This window comes from Pseudomonas brenneri, assembly GCF_007858285.1.
Taxonomy (GTDB): domain Bacteria; phylum Pseudomonadota; class Gammaproteobacteria; order Pseudomonadales; family Pseudomonadaceae; genus Aquipseudomonas; species Aquipseudomonas brenneri.
On record NZ_VFIL01000004.1, the window covers coordinates 46,588 to 67,643 of the forward strand.

Below are 21,056 nucleotides of genomic sequence, written 5' to 3' on the forward strand. Positions count from 1 at the left end.
AAAAAGCCCCGTATCGTACGATACGGGGCTTTTTTTTCAGCGCTTGAGCGAGACGGTTACAGCACCGATTGACCACTCAACGCCAGGTCCAGCAACTCACGGTTAGCAACTGCATACATGGCGTAATCCGTACCGACTGCAGCACGAATTTCCACCATCATTGCGCGCCAGCGCTCGACCATGCCCAGGTTCTGCTCAAGCCACAGAGCCACGCGGGTCTCCATGTCTTCTGGCGCATCGGCCATCTGCAGCACCTTGATCGTGATCGCCCGTTGCTGCCAATCCACATCATCGCGGAAGGCTTCGCGGGCCTGGGCCTGCCAGTTGTTGCCTACCGGCAGATCGCTGATCTGCTGCAGGTACCACGGCAAGTCCAGGGCGCTGCCCACAGCGAAGTAAGCCTTGGCCACATCCGCGGCGCTCTGGCCGGTGACGTCGGCCGCTTCGATGATCGGCAACAGGGTGTACAGGTGGGTCGTGCCAGCAACCATGCGCGCCAGCAACTCCGGTACGCCAGCCTCGACGTACTTCTGATAACGGTTCTGCCAGCCTTCGCGGGTCGGCCCTTCCAGCAACTCGTCGAGCTTGAGGCCCAACGCCGCCAGATGCGGACCGAAGTGCGCCACATCTCGCGCTGCGTCCTGCTCATTACGACGGCTGCGCAGGAACCAACGCGTGGCACGGCGACCCAGGCGCATCAGCTCATCCATCAGCGCCAGTTGCACTTCAGCGGAGACCTGGTGGTCCAGGGCTTCGATCTGACGGAACCAATGTGGGAGGTGAAAGATGTCACGCACGATCACATAGGCGCCGGCCACGTTCGCCGGGCTCATGCCGGTCGACTCTTTGAGTCGTTGCACGAAAGTGATGCCCATGTGGTTGACCAGGTCGTTGGCGATCTGGGTGCTGACAATCTCGCGCTTGAGGCGGTGACGACGCATGGCCTCGGAGAACTTGGCCACCAGGCTCGGCGGGAACGCGGTCTCCATATCACGGGTCAGGTAGTCGTCATCCGGTACCAGGGACTTGAGCAGGGCTTCCTTGAGGTCGATCTTGCTGTATGAGATCAACACCGACAGCTCCGGACGGGTCAAGCCCTTGCCGGTGGCAGCGCGCTCGGTGAGCTGCTCCTCGGTCGGCAGGTACTCGATGGCGCGGTCCAGTTTGCCACGGCCTTCCAGGTCGCTCATCAGGCGCTTGTACTCGGCAGCACGCTCGTAGGCTTTGCGCGCGGCCAGGGACAGGGCCTGGGTCTGCTTGTAGTTGTTGCCCAACACCAGGTTGCCGACTTCGTCGGTCATGCTCGCCAGCAACTGGTTGCGTTGCTTGTCGGTCATGTCGCCGGCCTGCACCACTTCGTTGAGCAGGATCTTGATGTTCACTTCGTGGTCGGAGCAGTCCACGCCACCGGCGTTATCGATGAAGTCGGTGTTGGAACCGCCGCCATTGAGGCCGAATTCCACACGACCCAGTTGGGTCATGCCGAGGTTACCGCCCTCGCCCACCACCTTGCAGCGCAGTTCGTTGCCGTTGACCCGCAGTGCGTCGTTGGCCTTGTCGCCCACGTCTGCATGGCTTTCAGTGCTGGCCTTGACGTAAGTACCGATACCACCGTTCCACAACAGATCCACCGGTGCCTTGAGCAAGGCGTTCAGCAGTTCGGTCGGGGTCAGCTTGTCGGCCTGGATGTCGAAGCGTTCTTTCATCTGTGGCGAGATGGCGATGCTTTTGGCACTGCGCGAGAAGATCCCGCCGCCTTCGGACATGATGCTGGTGTCGTAGTCGCTCCAGGCCGAACGCGGCAGCTCGAACATGCGCTGGCGCTCGACGAAGCTGGTCGCCGGGTTCGGGTTCGGATCGACAAAGATATGCAGGTGGTTGAAGGCCGCGACCAGTTGCAGCTTGTCAGACATGAGCAAGCCGTTACCGAACACGTCACCGGCCATATCGCCGACGCCGACCACGGTGATGCTGTCTTCCTGCACGTTGATGCCGCGCTCGCGGAAGTGACGCTGCACACCGACCCACGCGCCTTTAGCGGTGATACCCATCTTCTTGTGGTCGTAACCGGCCGAACCACCGGAAGCAAACGCATCGCCCAGCCAGAAGCCGTAATCGATGGCGATGCCGTTGGCGATATCGGAGAAGGTCGCGGTGCCTTTGTCGGCCGCCACGACCAGGTACGGGTCATCGTTGTCGTGGCGCACCACGTTCAACGGTGGCACCAGGGCGCCGTCTTTCAGGTTGTCGGTAATGTCCAACAGGCCGGAAATGAAGATGCGGTAGCAGGCGATGCCCTCGGCTGCGATCTCGTCCCGGCTGCCGCCCAGTGGCAGGCGACGCGGCAGGAAGCCGCCCTTGGCGCCCACCGGCACGATCACCGAGTTCTTCACTTGCTGGGCTTTTACCAGGCCGAGCACTTCGGTACGGAAGTCTTCTTCGCGGTCGGACCAACGCAGGCCGCCGCGAGCGACGTTGCCAAAACGCAGGTGTACGCCTTCGACGCGTGGCGAGTAGACGAAGATTTCAAACTTCGGCACTGGCTTGGGCAATTCAGGAATGGCGTGCGGGTTGAACTTGAAGCTGAAGTACGACTTGTTCTGACCGTTGGCATCCGCCTGGTAGAAGTTGGTGCGCAACGTGGCCTTGATCAGGTCCAGGTAGCGCCGCAGGATGCGGTCTTCGTTGAGCACCTGCACATCGTCCAGGGCAGTGAGGATCGCTTGTTCCAGGCGTTGCTGCTTGTCTTCCAGGTCGTCGCTGGTCAGTTTGCGCGCCAGGTAGAAGCGGGTCTTGAACAACCGGGTCAACTCGCGGGCGATGTCGGTGTGGTTGTTCAGGGTGCTGGCGATATAGCCCAGGTCAAAGCCCAGGCGGATCTGCTTCAGGTAACGGGCATAGGCACGCAACAGCGCCACGTCACGCCATGGCAAACCTGCGGTCAGCACCAGGCGGTTGAACGCATCGTTCTCGGCATCGCCATTGACGATGTGTACGAACGCGTCCTGCAGGGTGTCGTTGAGCTGCTGGATATCGAGGTTCAGGCCTTCGGCGGCGGTGAACGCAAAGTCGTGGATCCAGAACTCGCGGCCATTGGCGTGGCGCAGGCGGTACGGGAACTCACCCAGCACGCGCAGGCCGAGGTTTTCCAGGATCGGCAGCACGTCGGACAACGCCAGCGGGGTGTCGGCGTGGTACAGCTTGCAGTGCAACTCCTGCTGGCCGGTCACATGGCCCAGCGGCTGATAGAAACTCATCACCAGCGGCTTGGCTTCGGTCAGGTTCAACAGGTGCTGCATGTCGACCACGGCCGAGTGTGCGGCGAAGCGCTCCCGGTAGCCTGCGGGGAAGCCTTTCGGGAAGTCCGCCAGCACGTTGGTGCCGTGGGCTTCGCCGAAGCTCTCGACCACCAGGCTGGCGTAGTCGTCCTGCCAGCTGCGGCAGGCCTGCACCACTTCTTTTTCCAGCAGCAGCGGGTCGATATCCAGGCGGTTCTTCGGGTCAACCCGCAGAATCAGCTGCACACGGGCCAGCACGGACTCGGAGAAGAATGTCCAGAACTCGCAATCCGAGGCCTTCAGGCGATCCATCAGCACTTGCTGGATCTTCTGGCGCACTTCGGTGGAGTAGATATCACGCGGCACGTAGGCCAGGCAGTAGCAGAAGCGACCGTACGGGTCTTTGCGCAGGAACACGCGGATCTTGTTGCGTTCCTGGATCTGCACGATGGACATCACGGTGCTGAACAGCTCATCCACCGGGGTCTGGAACAGGTCGTCGCGGGGCAGCACTTCGACCACCTGGGCCAGTTCCTTGCCCAGGTGCGCCTTGGCCTGGAAGCCCGAGCGGCGCTCGATTTCCGCAACCTTGCGCCGGATATAAGGAATCACTCGCACGCTTTCGCCGTACACCGAAGAGGTGTAGAGGCCCATGAAGCGGCATTCCTTGATGACCTTGCCGTCAGCATCGATCTGGCGGATCGACACGTAGTCGGGGTAAGCCGGGCGGTGCACACGGCTTGGGTGCGCGGCCTTGGCGAACGACAATACAGTCGGCTCGCGCAGGTAGGCCACGGCGTAGTCTTCAATGCGCAGGTCTTCAGCGGTGAGGCCGGCGCGCAGCAGCTTGGTCAGGCCGAGGAAGGAATTGGCGTCATATTCCAGATGACCGCCGTCCTGCTCGTCGCGCACCACAAACTCTTCATAGCCCAGGAAGGTGAAGTGGTTACCCACCAGCCATTCGAGGAAGCTCTTGATCTCGGCCTTTTCTTCGCCTTCGATGGCGAACTGGCTGTTGTCGATCCCGGCCAGCAGCTCCTGGACCTTGGCCTTCATCGGCTCGAAATCAGCCACGGCCACGCGCACTTCGCCCAGCACTTGCTCAAGTTCCTTGCTCAGGACGTTGAGTTCGGCGGCATTGGCGCAGCGGTCGATTTCCAGGTACATCAGCGATTCTTGCTGAACGTCATCGCCCTGTGTGCCCTTGGGCAGGATTTCCAGCAACTCGCCCTTCTTGCCACGACGCACGCTGAGTACGGTGGTTTGCAGGGTATGGATGCTGTAGCCGCGACGGTTCAGCTCGGTACGCACCGAATCCACGAGGAACGGCAGGTCGTGGTGCAGCACTTCGACCGCCGTGTGGGTCGATTGCCAGCCGTGACGTTCGTAGTCGGGGTTGTAGACCCGCACTTGCGGTTGGGTGTGGTCAAAGCGCTCAAGCAGGCGCCAGGCAGACAGGGTACAACCGGCCAGGTCGGACATGCGACGCTGGGTCAGTTCGTCCAGGGAAATGATGCCGAAGAATTGCTCAGCGAACAGCGCCACTTGTGGCAGTGCCTGTTCACTGATGTGCTGCGCCAGTGCCGCTTGCAGTTGATGCTGGAAGTCGGCTTTGCTGGCTGCGGTGAAGAACGCCATCTGTGGTACTCCGCTTGGGCTTGTTATTGATGGAAGCGTCGCGTGTTATCCCCTTGCGGGGAGACCGTCATTTCTGTTCGCAGGTGATGATGATAAACACCATAAACGAATCAGGGTGACAGGTGGGTGAAGCTGGACAAGTCAATGAGGTCACATTCGACGTCCACTGGATGTGCCACCTGCGGACGACGGCACGACGGGCAGGTCAGGGTCACGCAGAAGGCACATCCGTTACGCAGCTTAACGAGTGCAGCAAGCAGGCTGCTTGCTGCACTGCGACATATTCGGTCAACACCCGGCAATGCACGGTTGCACCAAGAGCAACCGCCCCCGCCACTCAAGTGTTGACTGCCGATTAAAAGCGAGGCGGGTCATGCATGAATGACCCGTTAGCTGACAGGTAAAATCTCATACATTCGTACAATCTAATTCCTAGCTCCATACAGGAACCGCACTTCAAAATTCAGTCACTTAGTTTGAGCAGGTATTTCCTTCAGCAAAGGCCCTACTACCACTCAACGAGGCTCAATTGAACATACATTCACCCGCTATTAGCACCCCATCCGGTGGGAACCAGGTCCCTTCCGTACGGCCCGCTACGCAATCAAGCCCGGACAAGGCAGCCATTGCACCCAGGCAGGACCTTTCGGCGGCCTATTTCGAAGCGCCAGTATCCGCTAATAAGGCAGTGGAACAACTCATCACCGACTATACGTACCCCAAGACACCGGACGAAGTCACTTCGCTTGAGGTTAGGCGCCAGATCAAGGAAAAGTTTGGTAAAGATATTGACCCCGATAAAACTTACTTAGTGAGTATTCAGTATGATCACCGTACTAACACCCCACCTTATAGTGGAGTCATTGTTCAAAAAATATCACTGACCCAGGCGGCAAGGCTCAACCAGCAGGACGAACCTGATTTCCACGGGGCGAAACGCTCAAAAGAAGACGGCCCCTTTGAAATAAGAAAAAGTTCAAGGCATACAGAAAAGCCTGATGCCTTTGGTATGTTCCCCCGCCCAAATGAGACCGGGTTCAGCAGCCACTTTCAAGGCATTTACACTGAACCGCAGCAGGCGTCTGCGAATGTCTATGATGCAAGCAATAGAATCGACATCTCAGCAACTGACTTCAAACAGATGGTCTGGGACAACAGCTACAAGTCCCCCTATGACCAGTATCTGAACAGTTACTGGACCAGCAATTCCCGACATGCCTATACCGAAGCGTCCAGAGGCGCCTTTTTGAAGGCATCGCACACACAACACCAGGACAGGTCCCTTACCGAAAATGATCGACAGACTGCCATGGGCGTCGCAGGCATACCGGCCGACAAAAATTACCTGTCCCTCAATCACAATGACCTGATACAGCCCTACAAGGCTGATCCAAATCTGGAAACCAAATTCCTCACGTTCAAAGGTTTTAACATGCGCGCTTTTTACACACAGGATAAGTCCACAGGAAGGATCTTGTTGTATCTACCTGGCCAGGCATCCATGTTGAAAGGCTTCGATTCCAAGAAAGAAATGAATAAGTGGCTGGCCGAGCAATTGAAAGATCCGGAACAAGCCGAAAATTTCAAACTTTACTTCCGCCCCCAGGACCGCCCCAATGAATTCCTGTCCAAAGGCATCGATGCACTCATAGACAATACCCGCGATGTGCTTAACAGTGACCTTCCTGTCTCCACGCAAGAAAAGCTCGGCTACTTTGACGAGGGCGGCCTATTCGGCGGCCAGGTTGTCCAAGGGAACCCGTTCGAGGAACTCCAGCAACGCACCGAGGAGGACCTGAAAAGCGCCACTCGTTTTCAATTCGTACTCAATCGCGACGTCACGGCAAAGACGGTGTTCAAGTACCTCGACTGGGCAAAATATGGGCTGCTCCTTCTAGCCCCGCTAGGCATCGCTTACCCACCGCTGGGGATTGCACTGACTGTGGCAAGCGTCTCACTGGGTGCAGCCGAGTTCGGCGTTGGCATAGACAGCTATATCAACAAGCGCCCAGAGGCAGACAAGCTCATCAGCGAAGGTGCCTCGAAAACCCTTACACCAATCTTTACCAGTGGTTTGGGGAATGCCTTAAAACCGATAGGCAGCACAATCAGTGCTTGGGCCCTCAAACCCTGATGCCCGCTTGATACAAAAGCCGACACAAAGCCCGAGGTAATGGCAGAATTAAAACCTGCCGGCCTTGAAGCCGCCTTTCCAGACAGGATTCCACATGCAACTGACCACCGCCCACCTGCTCGCCACCCCCTGCGACGACGAAGAAGACAACATGGCCATGCTCTGCTGCCACGGCACCCATGGCGAGATGTTCATGCTGTCCCGTTATCCGGATGAGGACGAGGTGGAGCTCACCTGGGATTACGAGCCTTCGACCCTGGACGGCCTGAAGATCACCCTCGGTGCAACCACCTTGCTGGTGGAGATTGGTGCGGCGGACAAGGACGCATTGGGCGGCAGCGATCACCTGCAAATCACACACAGCACGCCTGATTCGGACATGGCCGAGGTGGAGCAAACCCTGCAGAACATTCTCAAGGGCACCGGCACCTACATCCGCACGCCTTGATTGGCGGCTGAAAAATCGCCATCGCGGGTAAGCCCTAATGCCAGTCAGTTAAGCGGACTCTGCTTTCTGTAGGAGCGAGCTTGCTCGCGAAGGACGTCAACGATAACGCGTGCTTGCTAGGTAAACGCGGCGCTTTCAAGTTCTTCGCGAGCAAGAACTAGGCGTCCCCCTCGCTCCTACAAAAAGGCTTAACTGACTGGTATTAGGGTAAGCCCGCTCCCACATTTGGATTGGTGTAGGAGCGGTCTTGCCCGCGATGAGGCCCTCAGCGACGCCAAAAACCCCAGACCTTTCCCACAAACCCCAAAAAATACCCCCGGGTTCGTTAGTCGCCAGCCCCTCCAATGCATTAAAGTAAGCCCCCCAGGCCCTGGCATTTTTCACACTCCCCAGGCTCATCTTTCCAGGAACCGTCATCGATGGAACATCGTGAAGCGCTGCTCGCGCTGCGAACCTTTCTTTCTACGCAGATTCTCGGCCAGGAAAAACTCATCGAGCGCCTGCTCATTGCCCTGCTCGCCGACGGCCACATGCTGGTAGAAGGCGCTCCCGGCCTGGCCAAGACCAAGGCCATCAAGGAGCTTGCCGAAGGGATCGAAGCACAGTTCCATCGCATCCAGTTCACCCCCGACCTGTTACCCGCCGATATCACCGGCACCGAGATCTATCGCCCGGAAACCGGCAGCTTCGTGTTCCAGCAAGGGCCGATCTTCCACAACCTGGTGCTGGCGGACGAAATCAACCGTGCCCCGGCCAAGGTGCAGTCGGCCTTGCTGGAGGCCATGGCCGAGCGCCAGGTCAGTGTCGGGCGCAGTACTTATGAGCTGTCGCCGCTGTTTTTGGTGATGGCCACGCAAAACCCCATCGAGCAGGAAGGCACCTACCCCCTGCCCGAAGCCCAGCTCGACCGCTTCCTGATGCACGTCAAGATCGGCTTCCCTGACGCCGCCGTGGAGCGGCGCATCCTGCAACAGGCCCGTGGCGAAGCCCTGAATGGCGAGACCAAGCCCGAGCGGCGGGTCAGCCAGCAGGCGATTTTCGCTGCACGCAAGGAAATCCTCGGCCTGTACATGGCCGATGCGGTGGAGGAATACCTGGTGCAACTGGTCATGGCCACCCGTACCCCGGCCAAGTTCGACCCGGAAATGGCCGAGTGGATTGCCTACGGCGCCAGCCCCCGGGGCTCGATCGCCCTCGACCGCTGCGCCCGGGCCCACGCCTGGCTGGCCGGCCGCGACTTTGTCAGCCCGGAAGATATCCAGGCCGTGCTGTTCGATGTACTGCGCCATCGGATCATTCTGTCGTTCGAGGCCGAGGCGGCCGGCATCGACCAGGACCGCGTGGTGCAGCGTATTCTCGACGTCGTAGCCGTCGCTTGATCCCCATGAATACCGGCGACGGGATCCGTGTCACCCTCAGCGAATTGATCGAGATGCGTCATCGCGTGCGAGAGGTGCAACTGTTTTCCACGCCGAGCCAACGCAGCCCGTTGATCGGCCTGCATCACTCCAAGTTGCGCGGGCGCGGCGTCGACTTCGACCAGGTGCGGGTGTACCAGGCCGGCGACGACGTGCGCACCATCGACTGGCGCGTCACCGCGCGCACCCAGGAGCCCCACACCAAGCTGTTCCATGAAGAACGCGAACGCCCGATCTTTATCATGGTGGAGCAAAGTTGCCGGCTGTTTTTCGGCTCCGGGCTGATGTTCAAGTCGGTTCTCGCCGCCCAGGCCGCGAGCCTGATCGGCTGGGCCGCGCTGGGCCACAACGACCGGGTCGGCGGCCTGGTGTTCGGTGACAACGAACACTATGAAATCAAGCCGCGACGCAGCAAACAAAGCCTGCTGCAACTGCTCAACCGCCTGGTGCGGGTCAACCAGAGCCTCAACACCGAGAGCCGTCCCGAGGCCGATGCCCTGGGCATGGCCCTGCGCCGTGGCCGTGAAGTACTGCGCCCCGGCAGCCTGGTGATTGTGATCTGCGATGAACGCGCCCTGACCGAAGGTGCCGAGCAACAGCTGAGCCTGTTATCACGCCATTGCGACCTGTTGCTGCTGCCGGTGTCCGACCCGCTGGACCATGCCCTGCCCGCCGCCGGGCTGCTGCGTTTCGCCGAGCGCGGCGCGCAGTTGGAAATCGACACCTTGAACTTCGAACTGCGCCAGGCCTACAAGGCCCAGGCCGAAGCACGCATCGCCCGTTGGGAGTTGCTCGCGCAGAAGCTACGGGTCTTGCTGATGCCCTTGAGCACCCAGAGCGAAATGGTCGAGCAACTGCGCGAATACCTCAACCCGCAACGCCCGGTGAAAAAGCCATGAGCCGCCTGGACCCACTGCAACCGCTGATCGCCCCGCCGGCCATTGGTTTCTGGCCACCGGCGCCGGGCTGGTGGCTGTTGCTGGTGCTGATCCCCCTGGCGGGCTGGGGCGTGTGGTCACTGCGTCGTTTCCTGCCGGGCAAACGCCCCGTGGGCCGGGCCGAACAGCCTCTGGACCCATTGCGCATTGCCGCCCTCGCAGAACTGGCGCTGATGCCCAAGCCCTACGATGGCGCACCGGCCGGCGCCTGGCTGCAACAGCTCAATGGCCTGCTCAAGCGCCTGTGCCGCAACGACTACCCCTACAGCCAGAGCCACACCCTCAATGGCCGCAAATGGCTGGCGTTTCTCGACAACCGCTGCCCGGCGGCCGGCCTCACGCGATGGATGGTCCTGGTGGAAGGCGCCTACAAACCCGAATGCAAACTCGACGACAAGGCCATTGCCGGCCTGACGCAAGCGGTCGACACCTGGATTCGCAAACATGTTTGAGTTCGCCTGGCCGTGGGTCTTTGCCTTGTTGCCCTTGCCGTGGTTGATGCGCCTGATCCTGCCGGTGGCCGACAGCGGCGAGCCGGCCTTGAAAGTCAGCTTCCTCGGCGACCTCGAAGGCCTGGCCCGGCGGCGCGCGCGGATCAACCTGCCAGGCTGGCGCCAACAGGCACCTTTCGTAGTGCTATGGCTGTTGCTGCTGACCGCCGCCGCCCGCCCGGAATGGCTCGGCGAGCCGTTGCCAATCGCTGCCAGCGGCCGCGACCTGCTGGTGGCGGTGGATGTATCCGGCTCCATGGACTTCCCTGATATGCAATGGCAGGACGAAGACGTCAGCCGCCTGAGCCTGGTCAAGCACCTGCTTGGAGACTTTCTCGAAAGCCGCGAAGGTGACCGTGTTGGCCTGATCCTGTTCGGCAGCCAGGCCTACCTGCAAGCACCACTGACCTTCGACCGGCGCACCGTGCGCACCTGGCTGGATGAAGCGCGCATCGGCATTGCCGGCAAAAACACCGCGATTGGCGACGCCATCGGCCTGGCCCTCAAGCGCCTGCGCCAACGCCCGGCACAAAGCCGGGTGCTGATCCTGGTCACCGACGGCGCCAACAATGGCGGCGAAATCGACCCGCTGACGGCCGCCCGCCTGGCCGGCGAAGAAGGGGTGAAGATCTACCCCATCGGCATCGGCGCCAACCCAGAACAAACCGGGACCCTGGGCATGCTCGGCCTCAATCCGAGCCTGGACCTCGACGAGCCGGCACTCAAGGCCATTGCCGAGGCCACCGGCGGGCAGTACTTCCGCGCCCACGACGGTGCAGAACTGCAAGCGATCAAGGAAACCCTCGACCAGCTGGAACCGGTGGCGCAACAGCCGACCCAGGCCCGTCCGGCCCAGGCGCTGTATAGCGGGCCGCTGGCCCTGGCGCTGTTTCTGAGCCTGTTGCTGGTGATCCAGGAGCGCTGGCCGGACAACGCCCTGCAGCGTCTGCTCAATAAACTCTCGACCAAGGGCCATTTCCTGCAACAGCACCCGCAATGGCGCCAACGCCTCAACCGCCTGCGTTTACGGAGGCGGCGATGATCGCTTTATGGCCGCACTGGATGCGCCCCTGGTGGCTGTTACTGCTGCCTGTACTTTGCTGGTTGCTGTGGCAACTGTGGCATCGGCAGAAACGCGCCGGGCGCTGGCAGATGATCCTGCCGCCGGCTTTCCACGCCGCCCTGCTCAGTGGCGGCAATGGCCGGGAAAGCAAGTCGCCATGGCTGCTGCTGGGCCTGGCCTGGCTGCTGGCGACGCTGGCCCTGCTCGGCCCTGGCTGGCAGCGAGTCGAACAGATCAGCCAGAAACCCGCCGACCCGCTGGTGGTACTGCTGGAACTGACTCCCGAGATGCTCGCCACCGACAGCCCGCCCAACCGCCTGGAACAGGCGCGGCGCAAGCTGGTGGACCTGCTGCAGGCGCGCAGCGATGCGCAGACCGCCATCGTCGTCTATGCCGGGAGTGCCCATACGCTGGTGCCGCTGTCGGATGACCTGGCCACCAGCCGCAACCTGTTGGATGCCCTGCGCCCCTCGATCATGCCCGAGGCCGGCCATCGTGCGGACCTGGCAGTGGAAAAAGCCCTGGACCTGCTCAAGCACGGCGGCCTCGGCCAGGGTCGCTTGTTGCTGATAGGCTCGTCACTGTCCAAACAGGAGCGCCAGGGCATTCGCCTGCTGCTGCAAGGCCAGGCGCCGAGCCTGTCGATCCTCGGAATCGGCAGCCGCGAAGGCACACCTGTCACCCAGGAAAGCGGTGAGTTCCTCAAGGATGAACAAGGCGCGATCCTGATCCCGCGCCTGGACAGCCCGACGCTCAAGGCCTTCGCCAGCGAAATGGGCGGTCGCTATCGCCAGGCGCGCCTGGATGACAAGGACCTGCGCAACCTGGGTCTGCTGGACGGCCCGCAAAACCTGCGCGACGACGGCCAGCGCCTGCAACTGGACACCTGGGCCGACCAGGGTTACTGGTTGCTGCTGCCGCTGCTGTTGCTCGCCGCCTGCGCCGGGCGCCGGGGCTGGCTGTTCTGCCTGCCGTTGCTGCTATTGGCAGCACCACAGCCCAGCTATGCGTTCGACTTCCAGGATCTGTGGCTGCGCCCCGACCAACAGGGCCAGTATCTGCTCAAGCAAAAGCGCCCGGCCGAGGCCGCCGAACACTTTGAAAACCCGCAATGGCAAGGTGTCGCCCTGTATGAGGCAGGCAACTACGCCGAGGCAGCCCGGCGCTTTGCCGAGGGCAATGACGCCTATTCCCACTACAATCGCGGCAACGCCCTGGCCCGCGCCGGGGAGCTGGAAGCCGCGATAGACGCCTATGAGCAAGCGCTGGAAGCCCAGCCGGACTTGCAGCCCGCCTTGAAAAACAAAGCCCTTGTCGAAAGCCTGTTGCTGGAAGAACCGGAACCCGAACCGCCAACACCTGAAAAAAACGAGGATGACGAATCCGCCCAACCCGGCCAAACTGCGCAACCAGGCGACAACAGCCAGCAAACCAGCAGCGGCGAGCAATCCCCCCAGGGCGCGGGCCAGGCGGGCACGGCTGAGAAACCCACCGCCCCCCCGCCGCCTGCTGGCAACAACGAAGTACCCGGCAGCGAACTGGGCGACGAACAGACCACCACGCCCCCCTTGCGCCCGGCCGAAGCCAACCTCGACGAGGAGCACCGCCAGGCCCTGGAACAATGGCTGCGACAGATCCCGGACAACCCCGGCGAGTTGTTGCGACGCAAATTCTGGTACGAACAGCAACAACATCAGGACAAGACTCGATGAGCCGCTGCACCCCATTCCTCTTAGTACTCGCGCTGTGGGCCGGCCACGCCCAGGCGGTCGAACTGGCTGCCAGTCTCGACCGCAGTCGCGTCAATTCCGGGGAAACAGTGGAGCTGACAATCGAGTCCAACGACGTCACCCAGTTCGGCAAGCCGGACCTGTCGCCCCTGGACCCGCTGTTCGACGTACGCGGCACCCGCCAGATCAACCAACTCACCACCCTCGACGGAGCCAACCACGCGACGACTCGCTGGATCATCACCTTGCAGCCCAAGACCACCGGCACCGTGGTGATCCCGTCGCTGCAACTGGGTGAGTTCAAGACCCAGGCGCTCAGCCTGCAAGTGGACGAAACCCTGGGCCAGGACAGCGACAACCAACTGGCGCCGGTCTTCATCGAAGCCAGTCTCGACCAGGACAGCGTCTATGTGCAGGCCCAGGCCCTGTTGACCGTGCGCATCTACCATTCGGTGGCGCTGTATGACGACAGCAGCCTCGCCCCCTTGCAGTTGTCTGACGCGCGGGTCGAGCAAGTGGGCGATTCACGCACCTATGAAAAAGTCATCAACGGCGTGCGCCATGGCGTGATCGAAATGCGCTACGGGATCTACCCGCAGCACAGCGGACAACTGCTGATCCCCGCGCAAATGTTCAGCGCGACCATGGTCGAACCGCGCCCGGCCCAGGGCACTGCGCCCCAGGCGCCGAGGCCTGGCAAGCTGCTGCATGTCAATTCCACCGAGATCCCCCTGACAGTCAAGCCCAAGCCGGCGCTCTATCCAGCGGATGCCCCCTGGCTGCCGGCCCGCAGCCTGAGCCTGGGCGAAAGCTGGAACCCGGAACCGACAAACGTACAGGTCGGCGACTCCCTCACCCGCATCCTCACCCTCAAGGCCGAAGGCCTGGCCAGCGCCCAGTTGCCCGCGCTGCCAAGCACCGAAATCGCCGGTCTGCGGCGCTACCCCGACCAGCCGGTGCTGAGCAACCAGAACAGCGAACGCGGGGTGATCGGCAGCCGCGAAGACCGCGAAGCCCTGGTGCCCAATCGCGCCGGCGCCCTGGAGTTGCCCGCGGTGGAGGTGGTGTGGTGGAACACCCACGAGGACCACCTGGAACGCACCAGCCTGCCGGCCCGCACCCTGCAAGTGGCGGTCAACCCGAGCCTGGTGGTCGACACCCCAGCCACCCCCACGGTCATCACTGCGCCGGACGATGGCCGCCTGTGGATCTGGCAACTGACCAGCCTGATCTTCGCCTGCACCACCCTGCTCGGCTTCGGCCTGTGGTGGCGCGCCCGCTCACGCCCGGCAATCCTGCGCGCCGCCCAGACCGGCCCCAGCCCGCGTACCTTGCTCGATGACCTCAAGCGCGCGAGCCAGGCCAATGACCCCCAGGCCACGCGTCAGGCCCTGGATGCCTGGGCACGCCAGCAACCGGAAACCCTGGCGGACATGGCCGCGCGGTTTGTGCCGTTGTCCGATGCGCTGGATGGGTTGAATGGTGCGCTCTACAGCGAAAGCGGCCAGTACTGGCAGGGCGAGGAGTTGTGGCGGGCGGTCAAGGCCATCCCCATGGCCGAACGCGAACAGGCGCCGGTGGCCGACAGCACCAGCCTGCCGCCGCTGTATCCCAAATAACCGTAAGCTCCCTGACATGCATTGTTAAAGGCCAGCAATCCCTATCCCTTTAATTTGCAGGACGTTTCCTAGACAATCCCACGGCCTTGCGCCTGTTCACCTCACTGGCTAGCCTTCGCTCCGTCGCTGCATATCAGCGATCGGGTGTGAGAACCTGTGAACCAGTAGGCGCCAAGCGCCACAACCGTCTGCACCATGTTCTATGGCGGCTGTGTGCGGGCAGACTTCGGTCTGGCCGGAGTCCTACTGTCCGGTATTCTCACCCCGCACATAGCTGCCACCTTGTTGTCGAGTGAGACCGGCATCGAGATGGCTCCCTTTTCAGTAGGAGCTTCTGCATGAACAAAATCGTCCCCGACCCACCCCGTTTCACCCCCGACCGCGAAATCTTCGACCGCGCCCTGCGCCACTACCTGCAACCCACTTCGCCCCCGTCCTTCACCGTGCAGCAAGACCTCAGCTTCGAAGACGCCCTTGCCCAAATCTGCGACCTGCTGCGCTGCGCAGCCGCCACCGCCGCCGGCACCACCCAGGGGATGGTCGGCGATCAACGCCACATGGCTGGTGCCACCGCGCACTTGATAGACAAGGCAAAAACCCTAGCTGACCGCGCGCTCGACTGCCTCAAACCCCATTGACCCTCTACACGTTGCCTGCATGGATGCAAGCGTGCAGGCATTTACAGGTAAACTCCCCACCTTTATCAATTCCCCACGGAGTTCGCCTTGCGTCTGTTTCACACCTCCGACTGGCACCTGGGCCAAAACCTCCACGGCCAGGAACGCGACTTCGAACACGCCTGTTTCCTTGACTGGCTGCTGGGCCAGATCAAGCAGCACTGCCCCGACGTGCTGCTGATCGCCGGCGATATCTTCGACACGGTCAACCCGCCACTCAAGGCCCAGGAGCGGCTGTATGACTTCATCATCAGCGCCCATGAGCAAAATCCCACACTGACGATTGTGATGATCGCCGGTAATCATGACTCCGGCTCGCGTATCGAACTGCCTGCGCCGTTGATGCGTCGTTTGCGTACCCATGCAGTGGGTCGCGTGTTGTGGCTGGATGATGGCCAACTGGATGCCGAGCGCCTGCTGATCCCCCTGCCGGATGCCAAGGGCAAGATCGCCGCGTGGTGCCTTGCACTGCCCTTCTTGCGCCCGGCAGAAGTGACCGGTGCGCACCTGGGTGACGACTACCTGCGCGGTATCGGCCAGGTCCATGAATGGCTCATTGCCGCTGCCAACGCCAAACGCAAAAAAGGCCAGGCGCTGATTGCCATCAGTCACGCGCATATGGCCGGTGGTTCGGTGTCGGAAGACTCCGAGCGCAGTCTGATCATCGGCAACGCCGAGGCGCTGCCGGCCAAGCTGTTCGACAAAAGTGTCAGCTATGTTGCCCTCGGCCATTTGCACAAGCCGCAAAAGGTGAATGGCGAAGAGCGGATTCGCTACAGCGGCTCGCCGATTCCGCTGTCGTTTTCCGAAATCGGCTACAAACACCAGATCCTCGACGTGACATTCCAGGGCCAAATGCTGGTCAGCGTCGAACCCCTCCTGATTCCGCGCGCGGTCAACCTGCAACGCCTGGAAGCCGCGCCCCTGGCCGATATCCTCAAGGCCCTGGCAGATCTGCCGGATATCGACCTGCTCGCCGAAACCCAGCGCCACCCTTGGCTCGAAGTGCGGGTGCGCCTCGACGAACCGCAACCGGACCTGCGCCAGCAAATCGAAACCGCCCTACTTGGCAAGGCCGTGCGCCTGGTGCGCATCGCCGCTGAGTACGCCGGTCAACGCGCCAGCGATGCCAGTGACGAAAACAGCCTGATCGAACTCGACCAACTCACCCCCCAGGAGCTGTTCAGCCGCGCCTGGCAGGACAGCTACGGCAATGATGTGGACGAACAGACCCTGAAGGATTTCGCCGTGCTGCTCCAGGAAGTGCAACAGGAGGATGAACAGCCATGAAAATCCTCGCCATCCGCCTGAAAAACCTCGCCTCCCTGGCCGGGCCGTTTGAGATCGACTTTACTGCCGAACCCCTGGCCAGTGCCGGGTTGTTTGCGATCACCGGGCCCACCGGTGCCGGTAAAAGCACACTGCTCGATGCCCTGTGCCTGGCACTGTTTGGTGCCGTGCCACGCCTGGGCGACACCGGCCAGGCGAAAATGCCCGATGCCGATACCGATATTTCCATCGGCGACCCACGCACCCTGATCCGACGCGGCACCGGGGGTGGTTATGCCGAGGTGGACTTTATCGGGGTCAGCGGGCGCCGCTACCGTGCGCGCTGGGAAGCCAACCGTGCCCGCGACAAGGCCAGCGGCAAGCTGCAGAACAGCCGGCAAAGCCTGATCGACCTGGACAGCGAGCAATTGCTGGCCAGCCAGAAAACCGAATACAAGACTCAGCTGGAACTGGCCCTGGGTCTGAATTTCGAGCAGTTCACCCGCGCCGTACTGCTGGCACAAAGTGAGTTCAGCGCCTTTCTCAAGGCCAACGACAATGAGCGCAGCGAATTGCTGGAAAAGCTCACCGACACTGCGCTCTACACCCAGCTGGGGCAGCGCGCGTTCGTCAAGGCCAGAGAGGCCAAGGAAGCCCACAAACTGCTGCAGGACCAGGCCAGCGGCGTCACGCCGCTGCCGGCCGAAGACCGCGCCGAGCTGGATCAACAGTTGAGTACGGCCCAGCAACAGCTCAAGACCCAGCAGGCCCAGCTCAAGCAATTGGAGCTGCAGCACACCTGGCTCAAGGAGCTGCGTGAGTGGCAAGAGCGCCAGCACAGTGCGGTTGAGCAACTGCAACAGGCCGAGCAGGCGTGGCACAACCAGGGCCCGCAACGCCTGGACTTGAGCCGCCTGGAACAACTGGCACCGCAGCGTCATCATTTCGCGCGGCACAGCGAGTTGACCGGCCAACTGGAGCCCCTGGCCGCGCAGATCCGCCAGCATCTTGAGCAGCAGACCGCCCTGCACGCGCGCCAGGAACAACTGCAACAGCAGCAAGCCAGCGCACACAGCGCCTTGGCCGCCGCCCTGCAACAGCAGACCGAGTCCGTGCCTCTGCTACGCCAGGCCTTCGAAGCGCAAAGCACCCTCGCCCGCCTGACTCGCGAACTGGCCCAAAGCCGCGCACAACAGCAACTGGGGCAAACCGCCTGCACCGAGGGCCAGGCCAGCCTGGATGCCTTGCACACCCAGCAACAGCAGGTTGCCAGCCGCCTGCAACAACTGGCGGCACAGCTTGAACGCAGTGCTGCCCTTGCGCCCTTGAGCGATGCCTGGAACGCCTACCGCGACCGCCTGCAACAGCTGATGCTGATCGGCAATCGCCTGAACAAAGGCCAGGCCGAACTGCCCCAACTGGAGGCTCGTGCCAACAGCGCCAGCGAGCAATGGGCCCAACAGCGCACGGCCCTGGACCTCTTGTATCAGGAAGCCGGCGCCGAACCCCACGCCGTGGCCGAGCAGATCCAGTTGCTCGACAGCCTGCTCAAGGACAACCGCAAGCAGCAACGGGCCTTCGAGGACCTGACGCGGCTGTGGGACAGCCAGCAGCAATTGGACCAGCAGCAACAGGAGTTGGCCCTCAAGCAGGCCACCGCCCAGCAACAGCGCGAGCAGTTGAACCAGACCGGCCTGCAAGCCAAGGCCGAACTGAGCGTGGCCGAGCAGACGCTGAGCGTGACCAAGCAGTTACTCGAACGCCAGCGCCTGGCGCGCAGCGCCAGTGTCGAAGAACTGCGTGGGCAATTGCAGGATGAGCAGCCTTGCCCGGTGTGTGGCAGCGTCGAGCATCCGTATCACCAGCCTGAAGCCCTGCTGCACAGCCTCACGCGCCATGATGAAAATGAAGAAGCCAATGCGCAGAAGGCCGTCGACACCCTCAAGGAAAAGCTCACCGAGTTGCGCGGTGAAGTCGGCGGCTTGATCGCCCAGCAAAAGGAATTTTTGCAACAGCAGGAACAACTGGCGTCCCAGTGCCAGGCGCTGGTCCCCAGCCTCGATGCCCACCCGTTAAGCGCCGCCCTGTTCAATCAGGACAGCGGCAAGCGCAGCGCCTGGCTGGCGCAGCAACTGGGCCAGCTCAACCAGAGCATCACCCAGGACGAACAACGCCAGGGCGCCCTGCTCAACCTGCAACAAAACGCCGGGCGCATGCAGCAGCAGTTGCAAGCCGCCCAGGACGCCAGCCAGCAGTCCCGCCAACAGTTGATCGACCAGCAACGGGAACTGGCCAACGACCGCGAGCGCCTGGACGAGGAACTGAGCGCCTTCGCCAGCCTGCTGCCGGCCGAGACCCTCGAAGGTTTGCGTACGGAGCCGGCCGCCACGTTCATGCTGTTGGACCAGCAGATCAGCCAGCGCCTGGAGCAGCTTGGCTACCAGAAGGATGAACTGGCCGAGCAGCAACAGCGCCAGCAAGCCATCGAAAAAGAACAGGACCGCCAGCAACATCGCCAGCAACAGTTGGCCGTGCTGCACCAGCAACTGGTCGACCTGACCACCCAGCAGCAAGCCGCCGAGGAAAAACTCCGCGCCCTGGTGGGCGAACACTCCAGCGCCGAGCACTGGCAGCAGCAACTCGACCTGGCCGTGGAACAGGCGCGCCACAGCGAGACCCAGGCCAATCAACAGTTGCAGGACACCCGCAACGAACTGATCCAACTGGCCGCCGACCTCAAGTCCCGGCAGGAACGCCAGCACGCCCTGGACACCGAACTCCAGGCGCTGCACAGCCGTATCGGCGAATGGCGCGCCCAGCATCCGCAACTCGACGACACCGGCCTGGCGCACCTGCTGGCCTTCGACGAGGCCGGTATCAGCGAACTGCGCCAGCAGGTGCAGCACAGCGAAAAAGCCATCGAACAAGCCAAAGTCCTGCTGCAAGAACGCGAGCAACGCCTCAAGGACCACCAGGCCCTGCACAACGGCAACCTTGACACCGAACAGCTGGACAGCGCCCTGGCCGAGCTCAACCAGCAATTGAGCAGCGGCGAAAAACACTGCGCCGAACTGCGCGCACGCCAAGCCGAAGACCAGCGGCGCCAGGACGCCAACCAGACCCTGGCACTCGCCACCGCCCAGGCCTATGAGCAATGGCAACGCTGGGCCCGGCTCGATGCGCTGATCGGTTCGGCCACCGGCGACAAGTTCCGTAAATTCGCCCAGGCCTACAACCTCGACCTGCTGGTACACCACGCCAACGTGCAACTGCGCCAACTGGTGCGTCGCTACCGCCTCAAGCGCGGCGGCAGCATGCTCGGCCTGCTGGTGCTGGACACAGAAATGGGTGATGAACTGCGCTCGGTGCATTCGTTGTCCGGCGGCGAAACGTTCCTGGTGTCGCTGGCGTTGGCCCTGGGGTTGGCATCGATGGCCTCCAGCACGCTGAAAATCGAGTCGTTGTTTATCGACGAAGGCTTCGGCAGCCTGGACCCCGAATCCCTGCAATTGGCGATGGATGCCCTGGACGGCTTGCAGGCCCAGGGCCGCAAGGTGGCGGTGATTTCCCATGTGCAGGAAATGCACGAGCGGATTCCGGTACAGATCCAGGTCAAGCGCCAAGGCAATGGCCTGAGCACCCTGGAGGTGAAATGAGCGACGTCGTGCTGTATTCGTTCCGCCGCTGCCCCTACGCCATGCGTGCGCGCATGGCCCTGCGTTACTCAGGCGTGGCGGTGAACATTGTCGAAGTCAGCCTCAAGGCCAAGCCCGCCCAGATGCTGGCGCTGTCGCCCAAGGGCACGGTGCCGGTGCTGGCGGTAGCTGGCCAGGTGATCGACGAGAGCCTGGCGATCATGCACTGGGCGCTGGCGCAAAATGATCCCGAAGATTGGCTGCTCAAGGACGATCCGGCGGCGCAGGCGCTGATGGCGGGTTTACTTGAAGAGAATGACCAGGCCTTCAAGGTGCATTTGAATCGCTACAAATACGCCGAGCGCTACCCGGAGCAGACGATGGAACAGTATCGGGCCGAGGGTGAGGTGTTTTTGCGCAGGCTGGAAGAGTTGCTGGGCCAACGCGATTACCTGCTGGCCGATCACTTGAGCCTGGCAGATGTGGCGCTGGTGCCGTTTGTACGGCAGTTTGCCCATGTCGATCGGGAGTGGTTTGCAACCACGCCTTATCTGCGTCTGCAGCAATGGTTGGAGCGGTTTTTGGCGTCGTCGCTGTTTACCGCGATCATGGCCAAAAACAACCCACTGTAGGAGCCCGCTTGCCGGCGATAGCCATCTGTCAGTTGGAATTACTGTGACTGACACACCGCCATCGCCGGCAAACTGACGCCTACAAG

13 protein-coding genes are annotated in these 21,056 nt (G+C 61.9%); 12 read left to right on the forward strand and 1 reads right to left on the reverse strand.

Annotation, left to right across the window (positions count from 1 at the left end):
• Positions 1 to 56: 56 nt before the first annotated feature.
• A complete protein-coding gene (locus FJD34_RS09670; RefSeq protein WP_065943635.1) occupies positions 57 to 4,916 on the reverse strand; it encodes an NAD-glutamate dehydrogenase in 4,860 nt (1,619 codons plus the stop codon).
• A gap of 688 nt (positions 4,917 to 5,604) precedes the next feature.
• Here FJD34_RS09670 and FJD34_RS09675 point away from each other — a divergent pair.
• The 12 genes from FJD34_RS09675 to FJD34_RS09730 all read left to right on the forward strand — a co-directional run bounded on the left by FJD34_RS09675 (position 5,605) and on the right by FJD34_RS09730 (position 20,970).
• Positions 5,605 to 7,050 (forward strand): dermonecrotic toxin domain-containing protein, encoded by a 1,446-nt coding sequence (locus FJD34_RS09675; protein WP_032860893.1) that lies wholly within the window; start codon positions 5,605 to 5,607, stop codon positions 7,048 to 7,050.
• A 94-nt stretch (positions 7,051 to 7,144) separates the two neighbouring features.
• A complete protein-coding gene (locus FJD34_RS09680; RefSeq protein ID WP_090290892.1) occupies positions 7,145 to 7,498 on the forward strand; it encodes a hypothetical protein in 354 nt (117 codons plus the stop codon).
• A gap of 419 nt (positions 7,499 to 7,917) precedes the next feature.
• Positions 7,918 to 8,877 (forward strand): AAA family ATPase, encoded by a 960-nt coding sequence (locus FJD34_RS09685; RefSeq protein ID WP_003218556.1) that lies wholly within the window; start codon positions 7,918 to 7,920, stop codon positions 8,875 to 8,877.
• Between the two features lie 5 nt (positions 8,878 to 8,882).
• Positions 8,883 to 9,815, forward strand: coding sequence for a DUF58 domain-containing protein (locus FJD34_RS09690; protein WP_032860897.1), 933 nt, complete (start codon positions 8,883 to 8,885; stop codon positions 9,813 to 9,815).
• A complete protein-coding gene (locus FJD34_RS09695; protein ID WP_032860898.1) occupies positions 9,812 to 10,306 on the forward strand; it encodes a DUF4381 domain-containing protein in 495 nt (164 codons plus the stop codon). Before FJD34_RS09690 ends, FJD34_RS09695 begins: the two co-directional genes overlap by 4 nt.
• Entirely contained in the window at positions 10,299 to 11,387 is a 1,089-nt protein-coding gene (locus FJD34_RS09700; RefSeq protein ID WP_032860899.1) for a vWA domain-containing protein, read from the forward strand. The genes FJD34_RS09695 and FJD34_RS09700 overlap by 8 nt, the downstream gene beginning before the upstream one ends.
• The gene (locus FJD34_RS09705) at positions 11,384 to 13,120 is read left to right on the forward strand and encodes a tetratricopeptide repeat protein (protein WP_032860901.1); all 1,737 of its coding nucleotides are present in this window, start codon (positions 11,384 to 11,386) and stop codon (positions 13,118 to 13,120) included. Before FJD34_RS09700 ends, FJD34_RS09705 begins: the two co-directional genes overlap by 4 nt.
• The gene (locus FJD34_RS09710) at positions 13,117 to 14,757 is read left to right on the forward strand and encodes a BatD family protein (protein WP_065943631.1); all 1,641 of its coding nucleotides are present in this window, start codon (positions 13,117 to 13,119) and stop codon (positions 14,755 to 14,757) included. The genes FJD34_RS09705 and FJD34_RS09710 overlap by 4 nt, the downstream gene beginning before the upstream one ends.
• A gap of 338 nt (positions 14,758 to 15,095) precedes the next feature.
• Positions 15,096 to 15,395, forward strand: a complete 300-nt coding sequence (locus FJD34_RS09715; RefSeq protein WP_174553282.1) for a DUF6124 family protein — start codon at positions 15,096 to 15,098, stop codon at positions 15,393 to 15,395.
• An 87-nt stretch (positions 15,396 to 15,482) separates the two neighbouring features.
• Positions 15,483 to 16,724: an exonuclease SbcCD subunit D C-terminal domain-containing protein gene (locus FJD34_RS09720; protein WP_032860906.1), complete on the forward strand. Its 1,242-nt coding sequence runs from the start codon at positions 15,483 to 15,485 to the stop codon at positions 16,722 to 16,724.
• The gene (locus tag FJD34_RS09725) at positions 16,721 to 20,359 is read left to right on the forward strand and encodes an AAA family ATPase (protein WP_090290891.1); all 3,639 of its coding nucleotides are present in this window, start codon (positions 16,721 to 16,723) and stop codon (positions 20,357 to 20,359) included. The genes FJD34_RS09720 and FJD34_RS09725 overlap by 4 nt, the downstream gene beginning before the upstream one ends.
• Positions 20,356 to 20,970, forward strand: a complete 615-nt coding sequence (locus FJD34_RS09730; RefSeq protein WP_032860909.1) for a glutathione S-transferase — start codon at positions 20,356 to 20,358, stop codon at positions 20,968 to 20,970. The genes FJD34_RS09725 and FJD34_RS09730 overlap by 4 nt, the downstream gene beginning before the upstream one ends.
• Positions 20,971 to 21,056 lie beyond the last annotated feature (86 nt).